Raw genomic sequence first — 22,050 nt, 5'->3', positions numbered from 1 at the left:
GAAGTGCTGGAGAAGTCATAACTTGCAGGTACCGCTCTTCCGTTATTTGAGATCGCGCCAGTTCTGGCCGACCCCAACCTCGGCGACGATGGGAACTGAGAACTCGGCAACGTGCTCCATCTCCTGCTTGACCATGGCCTGAAGCTCGCCAGACTCATTAGGAGCGACATCGAAGAGCAGCTCGTCGTGGACCTGGAGAATCATGCGCGAGCGAAGATTGCGGCGGGTGATTTCGGCGTCGATTCGCAACATCGCGAGCTTGATGAGGTCTGCGGCTGTTCCCTGGAGAGGTGTGTTGACCGCTGTGCGTTCGGCGAAGCCGCGCATGTTGGGATTGCGCGACTGGATGTCGGGGATGGGGCGGACGCGGCCGAAGAAGGTCCGGACGGCCTGATCGCGGCGGACTGTCTCGAGGGTCTGCTCGATGAAGCGCTGGACGCCGGCGTAACGCTCGAAGTAGCGCTCGATGTACTCGCGGGCGGTCTTCTGGTCGATGCCGAGTTGTGCGGCGAGGCCGAAGGGGCTGATGCCGTAGACGATGCCGAAGTTCACAGCCTTGGCGCGATTGCGCGTCTCCTTGTCCATGGCGTCGGCAGGGACGCCGAAGACTTCGCTGGCAGTGAGAGTGTGGATGTCTTTCCCGGTGCGGTAGGCGTCGAGCAGCAGCGGGTCCTGCGAGAAGTGGGCCATCAAGCGCAGCTCAATCTGCGAGTAGTCGGCCGACATAAGCAGGTTTCCCGGCGCAGCGATGAAGGCGGCGCGGATCTCGCGGCCGACAGCCGTACGCACGGGGATGTTCTGCAGGTTGGGATTGGTGCTCGAAAGGCGACCGGTAGCAGTGCCTACCTGGTTGAAGGTGGTGTGGATTCTTCCCTGCTGGTCGGCGAGCTGGGGTAGCTGGTCGAGATAGGTGGATTTGAGTTTGGCGAGCTGGCGGTATTCGAGCACAAGCGCGGGGACGGTGTGATGCTCGGCAAGCTCCTCGAGGACGTCCTGCGCGGTGGAGACGACGCGGCCCTTGCCGTACTTCATCGGCTTGGGGAGGAGCATCTTGTTGAAGAGCACGTCGCCGAGCTGCTTGGGCGAGTTGATGTTGAAGCGGTGGCCGGACTCCGTATAAATGCGCTCGGCCAGATTGTCGATCTCGACGGAGAGGCGGTTCGCCATCTCTCCAAGCACGCCAGAATCGATGCGAACGCCTGCCTGTTCCATGCGCAGGAGAACGGGGACGAGGGGCAGATCGATCGTCTGGTAGACCTCGGTCAGCTTTGCGTTCTCAATCTCAGCGTGCAGGATGGGCGCGATGCGGCAGACGGCATCGGCAGCCTCGGGAAGAAGCGTCTCCGGCGCATGGGTGAGGGCGCGGCTGGTGAAACGGGCGGTGACGTCGGCAAGCGTATGCGAGCCGTGGGTTGGGTTGACGAGATAGCTCAACAGCATGACCTCGTCGCGAACGCCAGCCAGCGTGATGCCGTGTGGCTCGAGCGCGCGATGGACCGCTTTGAGGTCGTGGACGTCTTTCGGCAGTGATGGGTCGAGCAGGGCCTCGCGAACGCTGGGCCCGTCGAGTGAGACCTCAAGCGCCGTCGTCGCGTCGACTGCAAGACCGAGCTTGTAGGCTGCGTCCTGCGGAGCAGGTGTGCCGGCCAGCGCAAGAGGCGTCGGGGCTGCGGCTCCAAAGAGCGAGAGGTTTTCCGCGGGAGGCGGTTCGGGTTCGGCGCTTTCCTCGCCGGGCTCGGCAGCGACCTCCGCTGCGATTGCCTTTGCGTCCTCAAAGAGAGCGAGGGCGAAACCTTTGGGCTTGCCGGTGTTGCTGTTGAGAGCGCGCGCTTCGGCGAGCAGAGCTTTGATCTCAGACTCAGTCGGGCTCGTGTTGTAGTTAACCGGAGTGTTGTCGGCGGCGGGAGCGAGTTCTTTGAGCAGCGTGGTGAACTCGAGTTCGGAGAAGAGCTCCCGGCAGGCTGGAATATCGGGCGACTGCGTGCGCATCTCGTCGAGCGAGAACTCGATGGGAACCTCGGTGTGGATGGTGACAAGTTCCTTCGAGAGAAGGATGTTGTCGCGATTGTTCTTGAGAGACTCGCGGTAGGTCTTGCGCTTGACCTCGTCCGCTCCATCGAGGGCGGCCTCGACAGAGCCGAACTGCTGGATCAGTTCAACGGAGCCCTTGTCGCCGATGCCCGGCGCTCCAGGGATATTGTCGATGGCGTCGCCGCGCAGGGCCATGACGTCGATGACGCGCTGGGGCGGCACGCCGAGGGCCGCTTCGACTCCGGCAGGATCGAGGACGAGGTTGTCCTTCGTTGGATTGAGGATGCTGACCGAATCGTTGACGAGCTGCATCATGTCCTTGTCGGAGGAGACGACGAAGACCTTGTGACCGAGCGCGGAGAGCTTGTGCGAGAGCGTGCCGATCACATCGTCGGCCTCGAAGCCTTCGTAGCTGAGAATCGGAATCCGGAAGGACTCGAGGGCGCGCCGGATGAAGGGAAGCTGCTGCGTGAGGTCGGCGGGCATCTCGGTGCGGTTCGCCTTGTAGCCCGCGTAATCGACCTCCTCGAACTGCTGTGTCTTCACGTTGAACTTGCGCAGCGGCTTCATCTCTTTGGCGCGCTCGTCGCGAAAGACGGGGCCGGAGAGATCGTAGACGGCTGCAAGATACTGCGGCTGAAAGTCCTTGCGCAGCTTGTTGATCATGTTGACGAAGACATACGTTGCCGCCGTGGGGATGCCCGTGCGCGTGGACATGGGCCGCTGGCGCTGCATGGCGTGGTAGGCACGGAAGATGAAGGCCATCGAGTCGAGCAGATAGATAGGAGGCTTCTCTTCGGCTTTTTGCGTTGCTGTGTTGGCGGTCTTTGTCTGTGTCTTTGCCATAGCCTTCTTGATGGTAGCGCGTCCCGTGGCAGCGGTTCTTTCAGAGGATGAGCATGCAGTCGCCGTAGGAGAAGAAGCGGTAGCGCTCGCGCACAGCGTGGGCGTAGGCGGCGAGCACCAGTTCCCGCCCGGCAAACGCGCTGACCAGCATCAGCAGGGTCGACTCCGGAAGGTGAAAGTTGGTGAGAAGGCCGCTGACGACCCGGAAGCGGTAGCCTGGGCTGAGGAAGATGCTCGTCTCGCCGGAGTGCGGGTGAAGGCGGAGGCCGGTGTGCGGCTCGAAGGCGTCCGTGCTGGCGATGTGAGCGCAGTGCTCAAGCGTGCGCGTGGTCGTGGTTCCGGCGGCGATGATGCGCCGGCCTTCGCGGAGGGCCGTGTTGATGGCCTCGGCGGTCGCCTCGGGGAGAGTATAGCGCTCGGCGTGAAGGTGGATCTCTTCGACGTTCTGCACGTGAACCGGCTGGAAGGTGCCGAGGCCCACGTGGAGAGTGATGGTCTCAACCTGAACGCCGTGTTGCTTGAGTTGAGCGAGGATCTCAGGCGTGAAGTGGAGGCCCGCCGTGGGAGCGGCGGCGCTGCCGGGGTCGTGGGAGTAGATGGTTTGATAGCGCTCGCGGTCCTGCTGGCTATCGTTGCGATGGATGTAGGGAGGAAGCGGCATGTGGCCGATGCGCTCGAGGATAGCCTGGAAGTCAGGCGTGTGCGTAAAGCGCAGCGTGCGCTCGCCGAAGTCTGCGGCGGTGAGAATCTCAGCTTCAAGCAGCGGAACAGAATCGCCGGGTGAGGTGAAGTTGAGGCGATCGCCAGGCTGAACCTTGCGGCCGGGACGAACGAGCGCGGTCCAGTCGTCCGCGCCGAGGTGTTGAGTCAGCAAGACCTCAATGCGGCCGCTGGGGTCGGGCGAGCTGGCCTGGGTGTGCCGGCTGCGGGCGCGTGTGGCGTACAGGCGGGCCGGAATGACACGGCTGTCGTTCAGGATGAGCAGATCGCCGCGGCGGAGCAATGTTGGAAGGCTGCGGAAGAAGTCGTCGCGGTAGTCGCCGGCCTGCCGGTCGAGGACGAGCATGCGGCTGGAACCACGGACGGGAGGCGGCTCCTGAGCGATGAGCCCTTCGGGAAGATCGAAATGGAAGTCGGAGACCCTCACTCAGTTACAAGTTTAGTCTGCGATGAATCGTCGCGCTTCTCACTCCGCGCCTCAGCGAGCTTGACGGCGCGATCGAGAGCGGCCTGAACGGCGGCCTGTTCGGCTGGAACGGGAGCAGCCCACGCAACAGTGACGCGAGAGAAGGGCTTGGGGATCAGGAAGCGGTCCCATGAGCGCAGCGTCCAGGCACGGTGCGGGTGGACGTAAATGGCCCCAACAGGCGCATCAACGAGCTTGCCCAGCTGCGCGACTCCGGCCTTGGCAACCTGGGCGGGGCCGCGTGGACCGTCGGCGGTGATGACGCAGTAGTTGTTCTCCAGGTAGGCACGCTGCATGTTGCGCAGGCCTGCGGCGCCGTCGCGGGAGCTTGAGCCGCGCACTGCCACAATGCCAAGCGGCTTGACGGTGCGGGTGATCAGTTCTCCGTCGAAGCTGCGGCTGACGAGGATTCGTATGCCGCCGTTTCTGAAGCGCCACGCGCAGGCCAGCATGCAGCGATGCCACAAAGCATAGATGAGGGGCGGCGGCGTGTGATACGCAGTGGAGGCTCCCGGTTCGCAAACATCTTCAAAGCGCAGCGTAACGCCAAGCAGGCAGATGGCCATGTACGCCAGCCGGGGAACGATGGCGAGGGTGAGGCGCTGCTTCAGCGTGTAGACGTGGGGCACGAAAATGAGTTTACTTCCCTGCCCTTGTTCCCGAGCAGAAGATCGAAGTCTAGCTGTATTTGAGCCAGCGAAGAATCTCCGGCAGGTTCGGCCGTTTGCCGTACATCAGAATCCCCACGCGGTAGATTCGGCTCGCGACCCAGAGAATCGCGTAGATGGTTGCGATCATCAGGACAATGGAGAGGGCAATCTCCCACGCAGGCGGCGTCGCCAGCGAGATACGCAGGTACATGATGAGCGGCGTGCAGAACGGAATGAGTGAAAGAGCACGCGCGAGCGGGCCGCTGGGATTTGTAATCACAGGGACCATCGCGAAGAAACATCCCGCAAGGGGCATCACGAGCAGCATGTTTAGCTGTTGCAGCTCCTGCTCGGAGTTGACCATGGCTCCGAGGGCGGCAGCGATGGAAGAGTAGAGCAGGTAGCCGAGCAGGAAGTAAACGACGAAGAAGATGATCTGCATCGCATTCAGCGTGACGTGGACCTTGTCGCCGGCGAGCGCGGTCACGAGGGAGCTGCTGGTGAGAATGCCCGCAGTGAGCAGCCAGACAGCGACCTGGGTGAGCCCGACTGATCCCACGCCGATGACCTTGCCGGCCATCATCTCCTCTGGCCGGATGGTGGCCAGCAGAACCTCAAAGACCCGCGAGGTCTTCTCCTCAATGATGGAACGGGCAACATTCATGCCGTACAGCAGAATGACCATGTACATGAGGAAGAAAAGAACGTAGATGGCAACGAAGCTCGAAGTCGTGTCGGCATTTTTGCCGGCCTGCGTGGTGTCAACCTGGACGGGCTCGATCAGCGAGTCGACTTCCGAGGCAACCATGCCCTCATGAGTGAGGCTCTCGCGGATCAACACATTATGGAGCGCCGAGACAATAACGCCTTTGGTGCTGTAATCACCTGCCGAACGCGGCGTAAAGGTGAACGCCGGACGCTCCTTGGGGCTGGCTGCGGGGATAATCCACAGATAGCCGTCAATCTGTTTCTCGGAGAGCATCTGGTCGAGGGTCTCGCGTGTCCCGCTGTTTCCGGGCGAGATCACATCGACCTTCATGCTGCTGTCCCTGCCGTTCTGCAGCTCGGCTTGCAGGTCGGTCGCAAGTCGCTGGTCCGGCGAGACGACGGTGATGTGCGAGGTCGACTTGGTCCTGTCGCCGAGCACGATGGAGCCAACGATGCCGCCCCCCATGAGTACCGGGATGAGGATCGTGGAGATCAGGAAGGCCTTGGTGCGGACCCGCTCCAGATACTCCCGCTTCGCAATCAGCCAGACGTTATGCATTGACTCTCTCTCCGGCGGTGTCTTCCGTTGATTCTGCCGTCACCTTTTCGATGAAGATCTCCTCGAGGGTGGGCTCCATCACTTCGAACCGCGTGATGCTCGCCTTCTGAACGGCCTCGGCCAGCAGGGCCTGCGCATCGGCGCCCTCGTGGAGCTTGATCTCCGCCATGCCGTTGTAATTTTTTGCGCTCTCCACCGATGGATGATGGAGGAACGAAGCGTCGCCGGTGAAGACCATCTGGACACGGTTCGCCGGATAGCGCGCCTTGATCTCGCGCATCCCGCCGCCCAGCACTGGGCGGCCCCGATGAATGAGGCATATGGCGTCGCACAGCTTCTCAACCTGATCCATGCGGTGGGTTGAGAACAACACGGTGCGGCCCTGCTGATGGAGATCGACAAGCGTATCCATCAGCAGCGTTGCATTGACAGGATCAAGACCGCTGAATGGCTCGTCCATAATGATGAGCTCAGGCTCGTGGAGCAGCGCCGAGATAAACTGGATCTTCTGCTGCATGCCCTTGGAGAGCTCTTCGGTCTTCTTCGGGATCGCCTCAGTGATCTCCATACGTTCACACCAGTTGAGAGCCCGCCGGTTGGCGGTCCCGGCGTCCAGTCCGTGAAGCTGGCCGAGAAAGGCGAGCTGGTCGATGACCTTCATCTTCTTGTAAAGGCCTCGCTCCTCAGGCAGATAGCCCACCCGGCGCAGGTTCTTGCGATCAAAAGGCTGATCGAAGATGCGCACGCTACCGGAGTCAGGCACCGTAATGCCGATCATCATGCGAATGGAGGATGTCTTGCCGGAGCCATTGGGGCCAAGAAGACCGAACATGCTGCCCGGCTCAATACGGAAGGAGAGATCGTCTACCGCGATCTTCGTGTCGTAGGCTTTGCGGACATGCTGGAGTTCTACGATAGGCATGAATGGCTAGTTTACCAGTACGTTCTAAGGGCCCTTCGGCTCCGGCGTGCGGGGCAGGTAGAAGACGGACGGGCCTGTCGTGCCGAATTTACCGGGATAACCTGTTGGCTGACAAGCAATAAAGCGGCGACCGCACGGGTGACTTGGTAGCATCGGTCTGTGCTGGAACTTTCGACTCCGATCAAATTCATCAAGCGCGTTGGGGAGCGCGTCGCGGAAGCGCTCGCGAAACGTGGCGTTGAGACCGTCGAAGACCTTCTGTACCACCTGCCCTTTCGCTACGAAGACCGTTTGAATCCAGTGCCGATCAGCCAGTTGAAGGCCGGCGCGATGGCGTCGGTGATCGGTGAGGTGCGCGGCACGGTGCTTTTGCGGACGCGGTCGATGCCCATCTTCGAGATGACCGTAGGCCAGGGGCTGGACACGGTGAAATGTCTGTGGTTCCACGGCAGCTATCTGAAGGACAAGTTCCACGTGGGGCAGATGGTCGCGCTCTACGGCAAGCTGGAGGCCTCGCGCTCCAACGCGGGCAAGTTCAAGATGATCCAGCCGCAGTTTGAGATTCTTCCGGCGGCTGACTCGCCCGAAGCCGAGTTTGTGATGCTCGAGGTGGGGCGCATCGTTCCGGTCTACGAGTTTCTGGGAGGCACGACGGCCTGGGGAGCGAAACTGACCTCGCGTTGGCTGCGGCGAGTCGTGTGGGGTCTGCTTGCAGAGCTGGGCTCCGCCGAAAACCGTGTGCCGGAGACTCTTCCGCCGGCGCTGCTTAAGCGGCTGCATCTGCCCGGAAGGCTTGAGGCGCTGCGTTCCGTGCACTTCCCCGAGGCAGGGACTCCGATTACTGAGTTGATGTCCGCGACGACGCCCGGACACAGGCGCTTGATCTTCGAAGAGCTCTTCTACCTTGAGCTTGGCCTCGAGCTCAAGCGCAGAAGGCTGCGCGAGCGCGCGGGAACGGCCTTCAAGACGAACGAAAAGGTGCGCACGGCGATCAAGCAGGTGCTTCCCTTCCACCCCACCGGAGCGCAGAAGCGCGTGTTGGGCGAGATCGTTGAGGACATGCGGCGCCCGCAGCCGATGCGGCGATTGCTGCAGGGCGACGTTGGCTCGGGCAAAACGATCGTGGCCATGCAGGCCGCTCTGGTCGCAATCGAGAACGGCTTTCAGGTGGCGATGATGGCGCCGACGGAGATCCTCGCGACGCAGCACTATCTCTCGGCGCGCAAGCTGCTCGGCGACGCCATCTCACCGCGCACAGGCAGACCGTATCGCGTGTCGCTGCTGACGGGCTCGCTCGACGAAGCAGCCAAGCGCGAAGCACGAGGAAGAATCTATCGCGGCGAGACGGAGCTCGCCATCGGAACGCATGCGCTAATCGAAGAGAAGGTTGACTTCGACAACCTTGGCCTTGTGATCGTTGACGAACAGCATCGGTTCGGCGTGCAGCAGCGGTTCCGGCTGATGAAGAAGCCCGGACCCAACGGCAGCGCATCGGAGCCTGATGTCCTCGTGATGACGGCAACGCCGATTCCGCGAACCCTCGCACTCACTCTCTATGGCGACCTTGAAGCAAGCGTGATCGATGAACTGCCGCCCGGACGCTCGCCCATCGTGACGCGGCGCACGACTGAGGAGCGCGCCGGAGATGTCTGGGACTTCGTCCGCAAGCAGGTCGAAGCGGGCAGGCAGGCCTATATCGTGTATCCGGTGATCGAGGGCGGGCGCGACGATCAGCCTGAGCTGGACTTCGCTCCAGAGGAGCCCGAAGAGCAGGAGCCGCAGAACACCAGCACTTCAAAAACGCGTCGCGGCACGAAGGCAGCCATGGCAAAGCCTGGCAAAGCGGCGAAGACCGAAAAGCTGTTCGCGCCGAAGAAGGCGCTGCGCGCAGCTACAGAAATGCACGAAGAGCTGCGCCAGGGAGCGCTCGCTGGCCTGCGTCTCGGGCTCCTGCACGGCAGACTGAGCGCCGACGAGAAAGAAATCGTGATGCGCCGGTTCCAGCGCGGCGAGATCGATGTGTTGATCGCGACGACCGTCATCGAAGTGGGCGTCGATGTTCCGAACGCCTCCGTGATGGTCATTGAGCACGCCGAACGCTTCGGTCTCGCGCAGATGCACCAACTCCGCGGACGCGTGGGCCGCGGACCCGCAAAGAGCTACTGCATCCTGATGACCGGCGGCCATGTAAGCGAGCAGGCCGAGGCCCGCTTGAACGCCATGGTCGCGACGCAGAACGGATTCGAACTCGCCGAGCTTGATCTTGCGCAACGCGGGCCGGGCGAGTTCTTTGGCACACGGCAGGCCGGTATGCCGGAGTTCCGCGTCGCCAACCTCGTGCGCGACCGCGCGCTGCTGGAGTTGGCCAAGGTTGAGGCTGCGCGTTTTGTCCACCACCCAGATCCCGCGCTCTTGACTGAAGACCGCGACGCCGTCTGGAGCAGGCTAAAGCAGCAGTGGCAGCGGCGCTACGGCCTGGTTGAAGCGTAGGGCCTCTAAACCCTACGCACTCCTTCTACGAAGCGACAGCACTGGCAAGGACAGGAGAAACCTGCGGCAAGGTGTGAACCTTCTTCGGGCCACGCTTGCGGGCGACGAGCACGCGAATCCGCTCGATCATCTCGGCTGGCGAGCAACCGCCCTTGGGAAGAAAGACATCGGCGCAGCAGGCGCGATCGAACGAGGCGACCGTGCCGGAGACAATCATCGCAGGGAGTGACGGGTGGAGTTGCTTGGCGCGGCGAACCAGTTCGTTGCCGTCCATCTGCGGCATCAGCAGATCGCAGAGCAGCAGATCGATCGAGCCTGGAAGCGACTGCTCCACAACCTCAAGCGCATGTTGCGCCGAGAGAACTGGAATCACCCGGTAGCCACGTGTTTCAAGTAGAAAGGTGCGGACAGAGAGGACTTGTTCGTTGTCATCTACACAGAGGATCGTCTTCTTGGGACGCAATTCAGTCTCGCTTCTGCCAGAGGCCATCCTTGTGGACGGCTCCGGCCGATAAGCCAGCTCGGCGCACCTGCTGGTTTGCAGGCACACCGATCCGGAGGTTCATACACATTGCCCCTCGGTCCGGCCGGATGCGTACTCCAGAGCGCATTGGGTCGACCGCTCCCTCGAGGTCGGCGGACAGAAGAGACAAGACTCTCCTGTCCGCTCCCAGAGGGAACAGAGCCACTGTCCGGCGGCGAAGCCGCCGGACCGCGGGGCGAGAGAGATGCAAGAGCCAGCGCAGGTTGCCACGCGGAGCTCCGCTTAGCGCAGAGATCGTTCCGCTGCTAGTACAACAGGGGCGAAGCCGGCAAGGCCGGTTTCAACCTCAGCTGCTTTTGCAGGCAGAGTAATAATGCGCACGCGGAGTCGCGACTGTGCGACAGTCAAGCGTCTCTCAACTCAAGTTGTCGTTAATACCAGGCGAAAGAACTCATCGGTGATGACGCTCATGTTGCGTGCAAATCATCATCGACGCTTGCCAAGAGTATGAAGACTTGCACCGCATTGCAATGGCGAAGTTAGGGCGAAGATGCGCAAGATTAGCTCTTGCACATCCACCGCTTCTTCCAAAGGCGCGCCATTGCTGGGGATTCATGCCATAGCCCTGTTGAAATCGCGTGCATCACGGCAGGAAAAGGCGTCCCATTGCAACAGGAATGGTGCGCCCTCCGACGAACACATTCGTCACACTGTCACCCGAGAGTGTCGCGGAGACATGAAGCCGGCTCGGCCGCAGCATCTCAACTCCCTGCTCGATGACGATCGTCTTTCCGCTCGCCGCCGCTCCATTACGAACGAGGTAAGCAATTGCGGGTCCAGCAGCCGATCCAGTAGCAGGATCTTCTCCGTTGTAGAACTGCATCCTCGCGTGCCAGTCTGCGCCGGAGCCGGCTTCAGCTCGCGTGATGAAGTAGAAGAACTTTGCACCGGTGCGTTGCAGGTAAGCGCGCACCTCGGCGCTCTGCGACAGGGCCAGTCGTGAGGCGGCTTCGAGCGATCGCAACGGAACGATGCAGAATGGGTTGCCCGTCGTCACCATCTGGATGGGCAGATCGGGATCGAGATCGTCCGTCCCGAGATGCAGGATGGGAGCCAGCGCCGCGTGGTCGCGAAGAAACGCTCCGAAGACGGGATCGTTCTGCCGCATCGTGCCAAAGACGCCATGCTGGTTGGGCTCGGACGGAGTGAACCGTACAGGGATCGGCCCCACGCCAAGCTCCAGCGTGATCACGTCCGCACCGCGGAGCACAGGATGGTTCCAGTAGAGCCAGCTCGCAGTGCCAAGCGTGGGATGCCCCGCAAAGGGCAGTTCTTCCTGCGTCGTGAAGATGCGGACCCGTACGCCGCGCTCTCGTTCCACCGCAGCCTCGCGAGGCAGGATGAAGGTCGTCTCGGAGAGGTTCGTCTCGCGGGCAATCGTCTGCATCTCCTCAGTTGAGAGGCCGCGTGCATCGCAGAATACCGCGAGCTGATTGCCCTCCATCGGGCGCTCGGCGAAGACATCGACCTGGGCGAAGTCGTAGGCAGTGTGGGCAGTGGGCGGGGGCGGAAAGGTTGACATGACGCTCACCTCAAGTCTATGGTTTGGTTAGACCGCAGTGGGGCAAACCTGCCCCATGCTAGCCTGCGCTGGCCGCGGTACAAAGTTTAGCGAATGACGATGACGCCCAACCCGACCACCATGCGCTGCTGCTGTTGCTGTAGCCCGGCACGGGTGTGTGGATGAGCCAATCGAAGTAAGCATCTTCGAGCAGCACCACAGAGCCCACCAGAGCCACCGCGCCGGGTGGGTTTCAGGTTTAAGACACCCGGTTTTGATTTGAAGTTTAATACCTAAAGAAAGAAGCGTTGGGGGAGACCCCACAGAGGGAACTCGACATGTCACTCCGTATCAACGATGTAGCTCCTGACTTCACTGCCGAAACCACGCAGGGCCCGATCAGCTTTCACCAGTGGATCGGCGACAACTGGGCCGTCCTCTTCTCCCACCCCAAGGACTTCACGCCGGTGTGCACCACCGAGTTGGGAGTGGTTGCCTCACTCGAGCAGCAGTTCGCGGCGCGCGGAGCCAAGGTGATTGGCTTGAGCGTCGACCCCGTCGACAACCACACCAAGTGGGCTCAGGACATCAAGGAGGTGACCGGCGCCACCATCAACTACCCCGTCATCGCCGACACGGAGCTGAAGGTAGCGAAGCTCTATGACATGCTGCCGGGCGACGCCGGCGACAGCTGCGAAGGCCGCACACCGGCCGACAATGCCACGGTGCGCATGGTGTTCGTGATTGGGCCAGACAAGCGCATCAAGCTGCTGCTCGCCTATCCGATGACCACTGGACGCAACTTCGACGAAATTATCCGCGTACTGGACTCAATTCAGCTGACAGCCAAGCATAAGGTGGCGACACCGGCGAACTGGAGGCAGGGTGAGGACGTCATCATCACCGGGGCGGTCTCTAACGAAGAGGCTGCGAAGATCTTCCCGGGCTATAAGACCGTCAAACCTTATCTCCGCACAACGTCCCAGCCGCAGTAGACTAAGTTGCATAGAGCGACTCTGCCGCGCAATCTGCGCGGCGGAGCAAGAGCACCGATGGCGAAGTGGCTAACGCGCTGGTCTGCAAAACCAGTATTCGAGGGTTCAATTCCCTCTCGGTGCTCCAACAAAATAAAGCACTTATATCCGTTTCTCTCGTTTTGCATGGGAGTTTCGCTACACGTTACCGTAAATGGGACGCGCAAGCTCAAGACACGGACATTCTCCGGAAGCCCGAGAAGACGGATCAGACGCCGAGGGTCGGATAGGTCCTTGCGAGTGAGACTGTGGATGTCCCAAGCGGCTGCCAACCTGTTTGCGAGTTCAGAAGGCCGTGGAGGGTGCGATTGATATCGTATCAGAGCGGGTGATGCATAGATAAAGAACAGCGCCCGGGCTCACAGGAAGCTGCTCAAAGGGCAGGCGATGAACGAGTGTTTTGCATAGTGAGATCTTGGAACGTCATTCACCAAACACATAAGAAAGAAGCAACGCACCGCGAAAGTAAACACAAGCGCGTTTATGAGGACTAGTCGGCCTGCGCCGTCTTCAATGAGTGCATTGCTCTGAAGTCGCCAGTTAAGCCTTCCGACGTTGTTTCAAGGCGGTATCATTCCCTGTAAGTTGCCGCCGATGAGTCCGTCTCAAAGACGGTGCTCTGGGCGACCCGAACACGTCCCCTGGTCAATTCAAGGAGTCGGGTATTTGTCTGGTCGAAGAAGTACCGGGCCAGATTTTCCGCCGACGGATTCAACACCGTAAACGGCTCCAGTTCGTTAATCATGTTGTGATCGAGGTATTCAACGATAGGACGAAGGAGTCGTTTAAGTTCTTTGAAGTCGAGCAGTAGCCCACTACTATCCAGCTCTTTTCCGACCAATGTGACCAATACCCTATAGTTGTGCCCGTGTGGGTTTTCACATTTTCCGTGATAATCCCTCAGGTAATGACCTGAAGAGAATGTTGCTTCGACTGTTACTTCGTACATAGACCTCGATTCGTGTTGTCAATCGGCTTGCAGCGACCCATGTCATGCCCTCACTCTCGATCCGAAGGTGGGCCGGACGAGGTAATGCCGGTCCCCGTCCAGCCGTTTTCGCTACGCGCTGATCTGCACCCGCAGCTCGGATGCGGCTCTGCACATGTTCTCGAGCGCAGACACGGTCTCGGGCCAGCCGCGCGTCTTGAGTCCACAATCCGGGTTGACCCAGACCTGTTCTGGCTTCAAGACATCGAGGGCCAACGTGAGCAGCTCCCGCATTTCATCGGCGGAGGGCACTCTTGGAGAATGGATGTCATACACACCCGGCCCAATTTCGTTCGGATACTTATGAGCGCGGAACGCTTCGAGCAATTCCATCCGAGAACGGGCCGACTCCATTGAGATGACATCGGCGTCGAGGGCTGCAATGGACGGGAGAATATCTTCGAACTCGCAGTAGCACATATGCGTGTGAATCTGCGTTTCGTCTCCAACCCCGCTAGTAGCCAACTTGAACGCCTTGACGGCCCATTCAAGATAGGCTGGCCAGTCCGCGCACCGGAGCGGGAGACCCTCGCGCAGAGCGGGTTCATCTACCTGGATGATTCGGATGCCGGCCGCTTCGAGGTCCTCAACTTCGTCCCGCAATGCAAGCGCAATCTGCCATGCCGTCTGCCGGCGTGGAATATCATTGCGGACGAACGACCATTGCAGAATGGTGATCGGACCAGTAAGCATTCCCTTGAGGGGGCGGGACGTGAGCGAACGAGCGTAGTCTGTCCACTTCAGCGTCATCGGTGCCGGGCGGGATACATCGCCATAGATGACAGGTGGCTTCACGCAACGCGAACCATAGCTCTGCACCCAGCCGTTCTCTGTGAAGGCGAACCCATCCAGGAACTCGGCGAAATACTCAACCATGTCATTGCGTTCAAACTCTCCATGCACGAGCACATCGAGACCGATACGCTCCTGCTCGCGGATGCACTGTGCAATAGTTTCCTTGAGGAAGGCTTCATACGTCTCAACCGTTTCGTGTCCGTGCTTCGCGGCAGCACGATGCTTGCGAACCTCTGCCGTCTGCGGAAAGGAGCCAATGGTCGTGGTCGGCAGGAGAGGAAGCCCTAGTTCCTTGCGCTGGACAAGGGCGCGTTGGGGGTACGGTGATCTGCGTCGGAAGTCCTGATCCTGAAGCGCAGCCAGAGCAGTACGGACCTTTGGATTGCTCGTTGTTTCTGCGACCCCCCGATCGGCCACAGCGGCGGCATTGGCCTGGTATGCTGCCTCGTCGTGGCTGGTCAAAGCGACAATCTCCGCAAGTTTTTCTTCCGCGAAGCGCAGCCAGCCCTTGATGCGCGGTGACAGCTTTACTTCACTACGAAGATCATGAGGCGCATGCAGCAGAGAGCAGGAGGGGGCAATAAGCACTCGATCCGGACCAAGTTGGCTGACGGCCTCATCCAACAATGGAGTAACGGACGAGAAATCTGTCAGCCAGATGTTGCGCCCTTCGACGCAGCCCACGCTCAAGATCTGTTCCGGCTTCAACGCTCCAAGAGTCACCCTAAGTTGTTCCGGTGCTCGGACAACATCGATATGAAGGCCGGCAGTGTCAAGTTCGATTGCCGTTTGCAGATTGTCACCGACCGAATCGAAGTAAGTGGTCAGCATGAGATTTAAGGGAACTGACTTCAGCTCTGCATAGACCTGCCGATAAGCATCCCTCGCGCTTGCCTCCAGGTCGGTTACGAGCATTGGCTCATCAATCTGAATCCACTTGATACCTTCTGCCACAAGCGCTTTCAAAATTCGCTTATATGCGGCGGTCAGCTTCGGCAGCAACATCATCGGATCGAAGCCATCGACCCCTTTGCCGAGCAGGAGCAGTGTCAGGGGTCCTATAAGCACGGGTCTGGTCTCGATACCGAGCGAATGGGCCTCACGTACTTCACCGAGCAGTTTCGTCGTATCTATTTGAAAGGAGATACCTGCACTCCACTCGGGGACGAGATAGTGGTAGTTGGTATCAAACCACTTCGTCATCTCCATCGCCGTCTGTTCGCGACAGTTGCGCGCCATGGCGAAATACCGCTCCAGCGTTACCGGCCCGTTGCCAAAGCGCTCTGGCGTCGCACCCACAAGAACCAGGGCGTCGAGCACCTGATCGTAGAGAGAGAAATCATTGGACGGAATGAAATGGATACCTGCCGCCTGCTGGAGTTTCCAATGCTCTTTTCGCAGGGCAGAGGCAGTGTCCAGAAGCTCCTGTTCCGTGCGTTTCCCCGCCCAGTAGCCTTCCAGCGCAAACTTCAGTTCGCGTTGACGGCCCATCCTGGGAAAGCCCAGATTCGCGCTCCTCAGTTTTTCAAAGTGTGATGTTTTGCTGTCTGCAACCATTCGGTTCTCTCCTCACAACGAAAGAACCACCTATGCGCAGGCAAGCTCCACCTGAATCAAGAACGCAGGCAGAAGATGCAGTGGCTACCGGTCCAATCCACGAGAACGGTGTCCTCAACGCACCCACGGTCAGCGTCCAGCGCTTCCATGGTGGTGGCGGCAGGCCGGTTTTCGGACTTTGGGCGACCTACTCTGTTGCCGCTTCCCATCTCAACTGAGACAGTGCGTGGCTCTCGCCGTGCAACGTTTCGTTCCCATCACCGCTGCGGGACAGCGCTGGGTTCACACCAGCTTCCCGTTTAACAAACCCCAATCAGGGTTTGACCTGCACTCGCTCATTTTACATGCGGGCACTCTATACCCAGAACCTAAGCGATACGATAGTCGACTAAACGGAGAGTTTCAGAAGTTTTCTGTTGGTCCGCTCCCTGACCTCCTTGCCCGCGATGCGCGACTGTGCCTGATCTATCTAGGTTTCCACCCCGGACCCGTTGACTGGGTAGCAGGTAGACAAACCCTTTCCGCACTCGCGGAGTTTCAATCACTAAACAACTTGCCGGTGACGACGTCGATTGACGCGGGAACCGTTGCGCAGCTTCGGAACACCTTGCCTCCGATATGACCGCCGCCAAGTCCGCCACACCAGACGAAAGCCTGGGTCGGTTTTGAGCCTTCAGCATGCGGAAAGTGGTACGGAAGCGAATTTCCCCCGCCCACTCTGTGGATTTCTTCCTCGCCTCTCCCCGTTGCCCTTGGATATTTCCATGCTCCACCCTCCCACCGGGGCCTCCCCAAGCCGATTCCGCACCCTGCTACCCACCCCGGAATTGCTTCGTTTATCGTACGTGGGATCTCTCGTAATTCCTTGTACGGAATCGCGAGCACGGAGCCTGCAGAATGAATGCTGGCAAGCATGAAGAAAAGCCCGGAGACACAATCATGCGAAGAATTGTTATCAGCGGTCCACAGCCAGTCCAGGTCCTCGACGTGACCGGTCCACTCGAGGTCTTCTCGAATGTTCCGGATTATCAGGTGGTGGTTGTCACCACCGACGGTTCGCATGAGCTCCAGACCAATCGAGGCATTAACCTGGGAGGCGCAGTGCCTCACGACAGTGTCTCCGGTCCAATCGACACCCTTGTCGTTGCAGGTGGTCCGGGAGCGGAGTGTGGCAAGTACGACGATGCGTATCTTCGCTGGATTTCGGAGGCAGCAAGCAGATCTCGTCGCGTAGCCTCGATCTGCACAGGAGCTTTCATTCTTGCGGCCGCAGGTCTCCTCGATGGAAAGCGCGTTGTGACGCATTGGAGCTTCTGCGACCGGCTTGCGCGAGAGTTTCCCAAAGTGAACGTTCTGCCAAATCCCATTTTTCTTCGCGATGGGCCAATCTATACTTCGGCTGGCATCACGGCTGGAATTGATCTTTCCCTTGCATTGGTGGAGGAAGACCACGGGCACCAGACCGCCCTTGCGGTGGCGCGGCAACTGGTCATGTTCCTTGTTCGACCAGGCGGTCAGGCACAGTACAGCCACATGCTCTCTCGCCAAGCGACAACCTACGAACCTCTACGAGAGCTGCAAGTCTACATGCTTGAGAATCTACGAGCAGACCTTTCTGTCGAAGCTCTGGCCGACAGGATAGGAATGAGCCCAAGACACTTTTCACGAGTTTGCCTTCGTGAGATGAAGATGAATCCAGGGCAGTTTGTGGATCGACTGCGGGTGGAAGCCGCACAGCAGATGATCGATAGTTCGTCTATGGGCTTGAAGGAGATCGCTGACGCATGCGGTTTCAGATCTGCGGATTCGATGCGTCGAACCTTCCAGCGCGTGATTGGCATTACCGCCGGTGAATACACCGAACGATTCAAACGCGTGAAACACTAATTCCTCTTCCTCGATGTCCGAAAGTGTCGGAACGACGTCGTTGTTACCTCGACCTATCAAACCTAAGCTTGTCTTGAAGCGTGACGATCCGCTTAGGAGATAGACGATGACACGACGTTCGTTTTTGAAGACGACCACTGTTGCCGCGGGAGCAAGTGCAATCGGCGGCACATTGGTCAAAGACGCAGAAGCACAGACAGCAGAAAACCGTCCTACTTTTCGCCGCCCTAAAGTTATCCTTCCCGTACCGACACCGCAGTCCATGTATCAGCACGCACAGCCTGGCGTTCCCGACACGCAATTGACGCGTGAGGCGACCGGTCTCCTTCATGAGTTCAGCACTCCTTTGCTGTTCAATCACTCGCACCGCGTCTTCTTCTGGGCGAACGAACTGGGCCGCCAGACGGGTCACAAGTACGATCAGGAGCTGCTCTTTGTTTGCGCAGCATTCCACGACATGGGGTTATTGAAGAAGTTCTCGAGCGCCGATGATCGTTTCGAGGTCGACAGCGCGAACGCCGTTCGCCAGTTCCTCGAACACCACAATGTACCTGCCGCGCGTATCCAGGTGGCGTGGGACGCCATCTCTCTCCACACGACGCCCGGCATCGCCGCCTACAAGCCGATCGAGGTAGAACTTCTTTACAACGGTGTTGGCCTGGATGTACTCGGAATCGGGTACGAGACATTTCCCGAAGAGCTGCGCAAGGAGATTGTCGCGCAGTATCCTCGTGTGAACTTCAAGCAGGATATCGCGAAGGCATTCCTCGGCGGTTTTGAGCACAAGACCCAGACAACCGAGGGCACCTGCAACGAGGACATCTGCTCGCACTTCATTCGTAATTACAAGCGGAGCAACTTCCACGAACAGATTCAAAACTCCCTGTTTCAGAACTCCTAGTTGCACCGCGATCTGACGGGGGTGACGTGCCAGTCGACACTCCCGTCTCGCGCTTAAGACGAAGGGATTCAGTTGTGATCGATTTCCCAGTTGAAACGGTAAAAAGGTCTGGCGCAAGTTCTTTCGCTCGTTGTGGATACCTTACCCGAAACAAGTAACTGTTATGAGGACTGCTGCAGCAGCAAAATCGACGAAGGAGACGCAGAAAGTCATTGAAATCACACCGGCTGGAGTCTCGGTGATCTCAGTTGAACTTAGAACTCTCTTGGCAGATGTTGTCGCGCTCTATCTGAAGACAAAGAATTTGCATTGGCACATGAGTGGCCCCCACTTCCGCGACTATCATCTCATGCTTGATTGTTCAAATCCCATTCGGTGCTCCAACAAAATAATGACTTATACCTGTTATAGAAAATACCATTCAACACCATTTTATATAATCTGCTCTCAGAATCCGACCGCTGTATAGGCAAAACAGAGCATGGGGGGCAACTGGGGCCTTGTTTCCTCGGTTGCGTATTCGCCTATACTCTCACTTCCCAGCGGGGCGCTCCCCTACACCGCCTCGCTGCAGATGAGATCGCCTTGACTCTACCCACAAGATAAACAGGGGCCCAGCCATGAGGCTTGCACTCTATATAAAGACACTCGGAGCAGAGCCAGCGCCCTTCGAACACACCAGCTTTTCTTCCTGTGTGGTCGATCTCGATAAGCAGTATGAACAGCTCAAGACTCAACTCGGTCCCAAACGGATCGAACAGGCTGACAGAGCCGTTCACGCCGTCCTCCGCCCTCCCTCTCAGCCACCGCCAGAGTTGTGTGCGATGCTCGCGCTCTAAATTCCGAACATCAAATGCTCAAGCACGGGGCCGAGGACTAGTACCGGAAGATAGCTCAGCGCAGTCACCACTATTAGACAGACGGTCAGGAAAATCCCAAATGTAAGACCGTCTGTGCGAAGAGTTCCCGTTGAGGAGGGTGTATTTCTCTGCCGTGCGAACAAACCCGCACAAGCCAGGGCCGGAACTGCCAATCCAAACCTCCCCGCCATCATGGCCAGCGCAGTAGTGATGTTATAGAAAACGGTATTGGCGCTGAGACCTGCGAAACTTTGTCCATTGTTGGCAAAGCAGGACGAGTAAGCAAAGAGAATTTCAGTAAGACCGTGGGGTCCCGCGTTAGTGGTCAGGCCGGCGAGTCCGGCTTTGGTACTAATAGCAAGCGCGGTCAGCGAAAGGATGGTCGCCGGGGCAGCCAGGGCGTAGAGGATGATCAATTTGTTTTCCGCCGGACCTATCTTCTTACCGAGATATTCCGGAGTACGACCTACCATAAGACCCGCCAGAAACACGGCGATGGCAGCAATCATCACCATGCTGTAGATACCTGTGCCGAGACCTCCGAAGACAAGTTCCCCGAGCAGAAGATTGACTAGGAGGACCAGCCCTCCAAAGGAGGTGTAACTGTCGTGCATCGAGTTGTTCGATCCAGTAGCGGTGTTTGACGTCACGACAGCGGTTAACGTAGAGCCGGCGATGCCAAAGCGGACCTCTTTCCCTTCCATGTTTCCGCCGGCTTGAGACACACTGTTGTGGTAGTCGACGCCGCCGAGACGTGGGTTTCCGTGTTGTTCAAAGAGGTGTACTGAGATCAATCCAATGGTGAACAGGAGGACCATCACGGAGTAAAGCAACCAGCCCTGGCGGGGTTGGCGAATCATTCTGCCGAAGGTGTTCGTTAAGGCCGCCGGCAAGAGCACGATAGCCAGCATTTCCATGAAGTTGGTTAGCGGTGTGGGGTTTTCGTAGGGATGAGCACCATTCGTGTTGAAGAAGCCACCTCCGTTCGTCCCCAGATTCTTGATGAACTCAAGTGCTGCGACAGGCCCTTGCGGAATCACCTGCTTGGAGCCCTCGAGAGAAGACGCAACCACGTAATGGTGGAAGTTCATCGGAACTCCCTGCCATACGAGCAGCATGGCCCCGACCAGAGCACCCGGCAAAAGGATCCAAAGCAATGCGCGAGTAGTATCAACCCAGAAATTGCCAAGCGTGTCTGTGAGTTGACGAGCAAAGCCCCTGATGAAAGCTATACCTATAGCGAGTCCAGCTGCGCCGGCCAGGAAGTTCTGTGCGCAAAGACCTACCATCTGGCTGAAGTAACTCATCGTGTTCTCGCCGGCGTACGCTTGCCAGGTCGTGGTGGTCGAGAAGCTGATCGCTGTATTGAGAGATAAATCCGGGGATAGCGGCGTGGTGAAGTACTGAGGAAAGAACCATGGCAGGAAACGCTGCAATCTGAGAATGGCATATAACAAAAGCGTGCCGGCCAGACTAAAGAGCACAAAACACACTGCGTACTGAGTGGAGGTCATCTCCACATTTGAATCAATGTCCGCAACACGGTATATAAGCCGCTCGACTGGAACGCATAGTCGATCCAGCACGGTCGTCTGTCTGGAAAAGACCTTCTCTATGTACCCGCCCAATGGCCTCACCAGGGCGGTTGCAACAGCCAGGAAGATAACGTATTGCAAGATACTATGGAAATCCATCGTGGCTCCTCAGGAGCAGGCTAGAACTTATGCTCTTTGTGATGCGCCCCTAGCCTGGGCTCAGGACGTTTCATGCTTGTCGCCGTCAGATTTAGCAACGGCTGTTCATTAGCTGAGATTTTCAGGGAACTCACGAGGCCGGCTGTCAGTCGCGCCAAATTACTGGTGTCGGCTTCCCTCTCTTGAGGATGAGAGGCCTTTCGACCGGGCTCGTTGACATCCTCTGCCCAGATGAGGCTTCTGAGCTTTGATTTGTGCAAGGCATTCAGGGCTAGTTGGAGCGAAAAGCGGTGTGGACAAGGTGGCCGAGGTGACGGTCTCGGCTTGTACGGTGAGAAAAGCTGACGGAGGACGCCTGCGGAGCAGTGGCGCCCGGACTATTGTGGCGACCTGGAACTCCGTGGCGGCAGGGCGTGAGCGCCATATTTCGCAATTCAACCAACCGTTGCATAAAAAAGGTGTAGCAATGTCATAAAGAGTTCGTACACGTCTCAGAGGTTGCTCTTCCCAGAGACGCAGTTTCATCGCCGCTCCGACTGCTCAATGATGCAGTCGCCCGGCCAATCACGACAACAGCCCCGTCACGTAGCTTGTAGACGCTCGCCTGTTTGAAGCAAAGCCACGCACGCGGCTGTACTTTTTGCTCAGGCATCACTACAGTCTCAAAGTTGCCAGTCATTTCTACGCGCGGACACTTAACCTCGGTGGCACTGTCTCCGTTATCAACGGACCAAAACAAAGGCGCTTCTGTGTAGGCGTTGAAATATATCCGGCATACACCTGTCCATAACAAACTCATCACTCACCTCAAAATCAAGGAGGGTTGCATCCAATAAGATGGAGAACACTGGATTTGAAGCGGCTGCCGCAGGCTGGACCGGAGTATCTCGATACTCC

The 22,050-nt window shown here is 58.6% G+C and carries 15 protein-coding genes, 1 tRNA gene and 1 riboswitch; of the genes, 6 read left to right on the top strand and 10 right to left on the bottom strand.

Annotation, left to right across the window (positions count from 1 at the left end):
- Positions 1-42 precede the first annotated feature (42 nt).
- Genes polA through OHL16_RS15425 form a run of 5 tightly spaced genes read right to left on the bottom strand, consistent with a single transcriptional unit; the run spans position 43 to position 6,902 of the window.
- Positions 43-2,877 carry a DNA polymerase I gene (gene polA / locus OHL16_RS15445; protein WP_263368080.1) on the bottom strand — a complete coding sequence of 945 codons (2,835 nt, stop codon included), beginning with the start codon at positions 2,875-2,877 and terminating at the stop codon, positions 43-45.
- A 40-nt stretch (positions 2,878-2,917) separates the two neighbouring features.
- Positions 2,918-4,024, bottom strand: a complete 1,107-nt coding sequence (gene queA / locus OHL16_RS15440) for a tRNA preQ1(34) S-adenosylmethionine ribosyltransferase-isomerase QueA (RefSeq protein ID WP_263368079.1) — start codon at positions 4,022-4,024, stop codon at positions 2,918-2,920.
- Positions 4,021-4,692 (bottom strand): lysophospholipid acyltransferase family protein, encoded by a 672-nt coding sequence (locus tag OHL16_RS15435; protein WP_263368078.1) that lies wholly within the window; start codon positions 4,690-4,692, stop codon positions 4,021-4,023. Before OHL16_RS15435 ends, queA begins: the two co-directional genes overlap by 4 nt.
- 49 nt (positions 4,693-4,741) lie before the next feature.
- Positions 4,742-5,980, bottom strand: coding sequence for an ABC transporter permease (locus OHL16_RS15430; RefSeq protein ID WP_263368077.1), 1,239 nt, complete (start codon positions 5,978-5,980; stop codon positions 4,742-4,744).
- Positions 5,973-6,902 carry an ABC transporter ATP-binding protein gene (locus OHL16_RS15425; RefSeq protein WP_263368076.1) on the bottom strand — a complete coding sequence of 310 codons (930 nt, stop codon included), beginning with the start codon at positions 6,900-6,902 and terminating at the stop codon, positions 5,973-5,975. Before OHL16_RS15425 ends, OHL16_RS15430 begins: the two co-directional genes overlap by 8 nt.
- A gap of 159 nt (positions 6,903-7,061) precedes the next feature.
- Here OHL16_RS15425 and recG point away from each other — a divergent pair, with 159 nt between their 5' ends.
- The gene (gene recG, locus OHL16_RS15420; protein WP_263368075.1) at positions 7,062-9,392 is read left to right on the top strand and encodes an ATP-dependent DNA helicase RecG; all 2,331 of its coding nucleotides are present in this window, start codon (positions 7,062-7,064) and stop codon (positions 9,390-9,392) included.
- Between the two features lie 25 nt (positions 9,393-9,417).
- Here the strand turns inward: recG and OHL16_RS15415 are convergent, their stop codons facing one another.
- A complete protein-coding gene (locus OHL16_RS15415) occupies positions 9,418-9,855 on the bottom strand; it encodes a response regulator (protein ID WP_263368499.1) in 438 nt (145 codons plus the stop codon).
- 664 nt (positions 9,856-10,519) lie between these two features.
- Positions 10,520-11,458 (bottom strand): PhzF family phenazine biosynthesis protein, encoded by a 939-nt coding sequence (locus tag OHL16_RS15410; RefSeq protein WP_263368074.1) that lies wholly within the window; start codon positions 11,456-11,458, stop codon positions 10,520-10,522.
- A gap of 317 nt (positions 11,459-11,775) precedes the next feature.
- Here OHL16_RS15410 and OHL16_RS15405 point away from each other — a divergent pair, with 317 nt between their 5' ends.
- Positions 11,776-12,432, top strand: coding sequence for a peroxiredoxin (locus tag OHL16_RS15405; RefSeq protein WP_263368073.1), 657 nt, complete (start codon positions 11,776-11,778; stop codon positions 12,430-12,432).
- Positions 12,433-12,483: 51 nt separating this feature from the next.
- Positions 12,484-12,559, top strand: a tRNA-Cys gene (locus tag OHL16_RS15400).
- Positions 12,560-13,042: 483 nt separating this feature from the next.
- Here OHL16_RS15400 and queD read toward each other — a convergent pair.
- Positions 13,043-13,420, bottom strand: a complete 378-nt coding sequence (gene queD / locus OHL16_RS15395; RefSeq protein WP_263368072.1) for a 6-carboxytetrahydropterin synthase QueD — start codon at positions 13,418-13,420, stop codon at positions 13,043-13,045.
- A 111-nt stretch (positions 13,421-13,531) separates the two neighbouring features.
- Positions 13,532-15,811, bottom strand: a complete 2,280-nt coding sequence (gene metE / locus OHL16_RS15390; RefSeq protein ID WP_263368071.1) for a 5-methyltetrahydropteroyltriglutamate--homocysteine S-methyltransferase — start codon at positions 15,809-15,811, stop codon at positions 13,532-13,534.
- A gap of 145 nt (positions 15,812-15,956) precedes the next feature.
- A riboswitch (cobalamin riboswitch) is annotated at positions 15,957-16,155 on the bottom strand.
- Here metE and OHL16_RS20345 point away from each other — a divergent pair.
- From OHL16_RS20345 to OHL16_RS15380, 3 genes are all read left to right on the top strand, one after another.
- Entirely contained in the window at positions 16,137-16,433 is a 297-nt protein-coding gene (locus OHL16_RS20345) for a peptidoglycan-binding domain-containing protein (protein WP_396127216.1), read from the top strand. Its footprint overlaps the riboswitch before it by 19 nt.
- Positions 16,434-16,750: 317 nt before the next feature.
- Complete coding sequence (locus tag OHL16_RS15385; RefSeq protein WP_263368070.1) at positions 16,751-17,698, top strand: GlxA family transcriptional regulator; 948 nt, start codon at positions 16,751-16,753, stop codon at positions 17,696-17,698.
- Positions 17,699-17,804: 106 nt separating this feature from the next.
- Positions 17,805-18,599: an HD domain-containing protein gene (locus tag OHL16_RS15380; protein ID WP_263368069.1), complete on the top strand. Its 795-nt coding sequence runs from the start codon at positions 17,805-17,807 to the stop codon at positions 18,597-18,599.
- 835 nt (positions 18,600-19,434) lie between these two features.
- Here OHL16_RS15380 and kdpA read toward each other — a convergent pair.
- Entirely contained in the window at positions 19,435-21,153 is a 1,719-nt protein-coding gene (gene kdpA / locus OHL16_RS15375) for a potassium-transporting ATPase subunit KdpA (protein WP_263368068.1), read from the bottom strand.
- Between the last annotated feature and the right edge of the window lie 897 nt (positions 21,154-22,050).

Origin of the sequence: Edaphobacter bradus (assembly GCF_025685645.1) — a bacterium.
Classification (GTDB): Bacteria; Acidobacteriota; Terriglobia; order Terriglobales; family Acidobacteriaceae; genus Edaphobacter; species Edaphobacter bradus.
The sequence above is the reverse complement of the archived record's forward strand: the minus strand, read 5'-3'. Positions and strand labels throughout refer to the sequence as shown.

Coding starts and splice junctions, on each gene's coding strand:
- OHL16_RS15430 (WP_263368077.1), bottom strand. CDS start 5,980: ATGCATAACGTCTGGCTGATTGCGAAGCGGGAGTATCTGGAGCGGGTC.
- OHL16_RS15425 (WP_263368076.1), bottom strand. CDS start 6,902: ATGCCTATCGTAGAACTCCAGCATGTCCGCAAAGCCTACGACACGAAG.
- OHL16_RS15380 (WP_263368069.1), top strand. CDS start 17,805: ATGACACGACGTTCGTTTTTGAAGACGACCACTGTTGCCGCGGGAGCA.
- OHL16_RS15385 (WP_263368070.1), top strand. CDS start 16,751: ATGCGAAGAATTGTTATCAGCGGTCCACAGCCAGTCCAGGTCCTCGAC.
- kdpA (WP_263368068.1), bottom strand. CDS start 21,153: ATGGATTTCCATAGTATCTTGCAATACGTTATCTTCCTGGCTGTTGCA.
- metE (WP_263368071.1), bottom strand. CDS start 15,811: ATGGTTGCAGACAGCAAAACATCACACTTTGAAAAACTGAGGAGCGCG.
- OHL16_RS15405 (WP_263368073.1), top strand. CDS start 11,776: ATGTCACTCCGTATCAACGATGTAGCTCCTGACTTCACTGCCGAAACC.
- OHL16_RS15410 (WP_263368074.1), bottom strand. CDS start 11,458: ATGTCAACCTTTCCGCCCCCGCCCACTGCCCACACTGCCTACGACTTC.
- polA (WP_263368080.1), bottom strand. CDS start 2,877: ATGGCAAAGACACAGACAAAGACCGCCAACACAGCAACGCAAAAAGCC.
- queD (WP_263368072.1), bottom strand. CDS start 13,420: ATGTACGAAGTAACAGTCGAAGCAACATTCTCTTCAGGTCATTACCTG.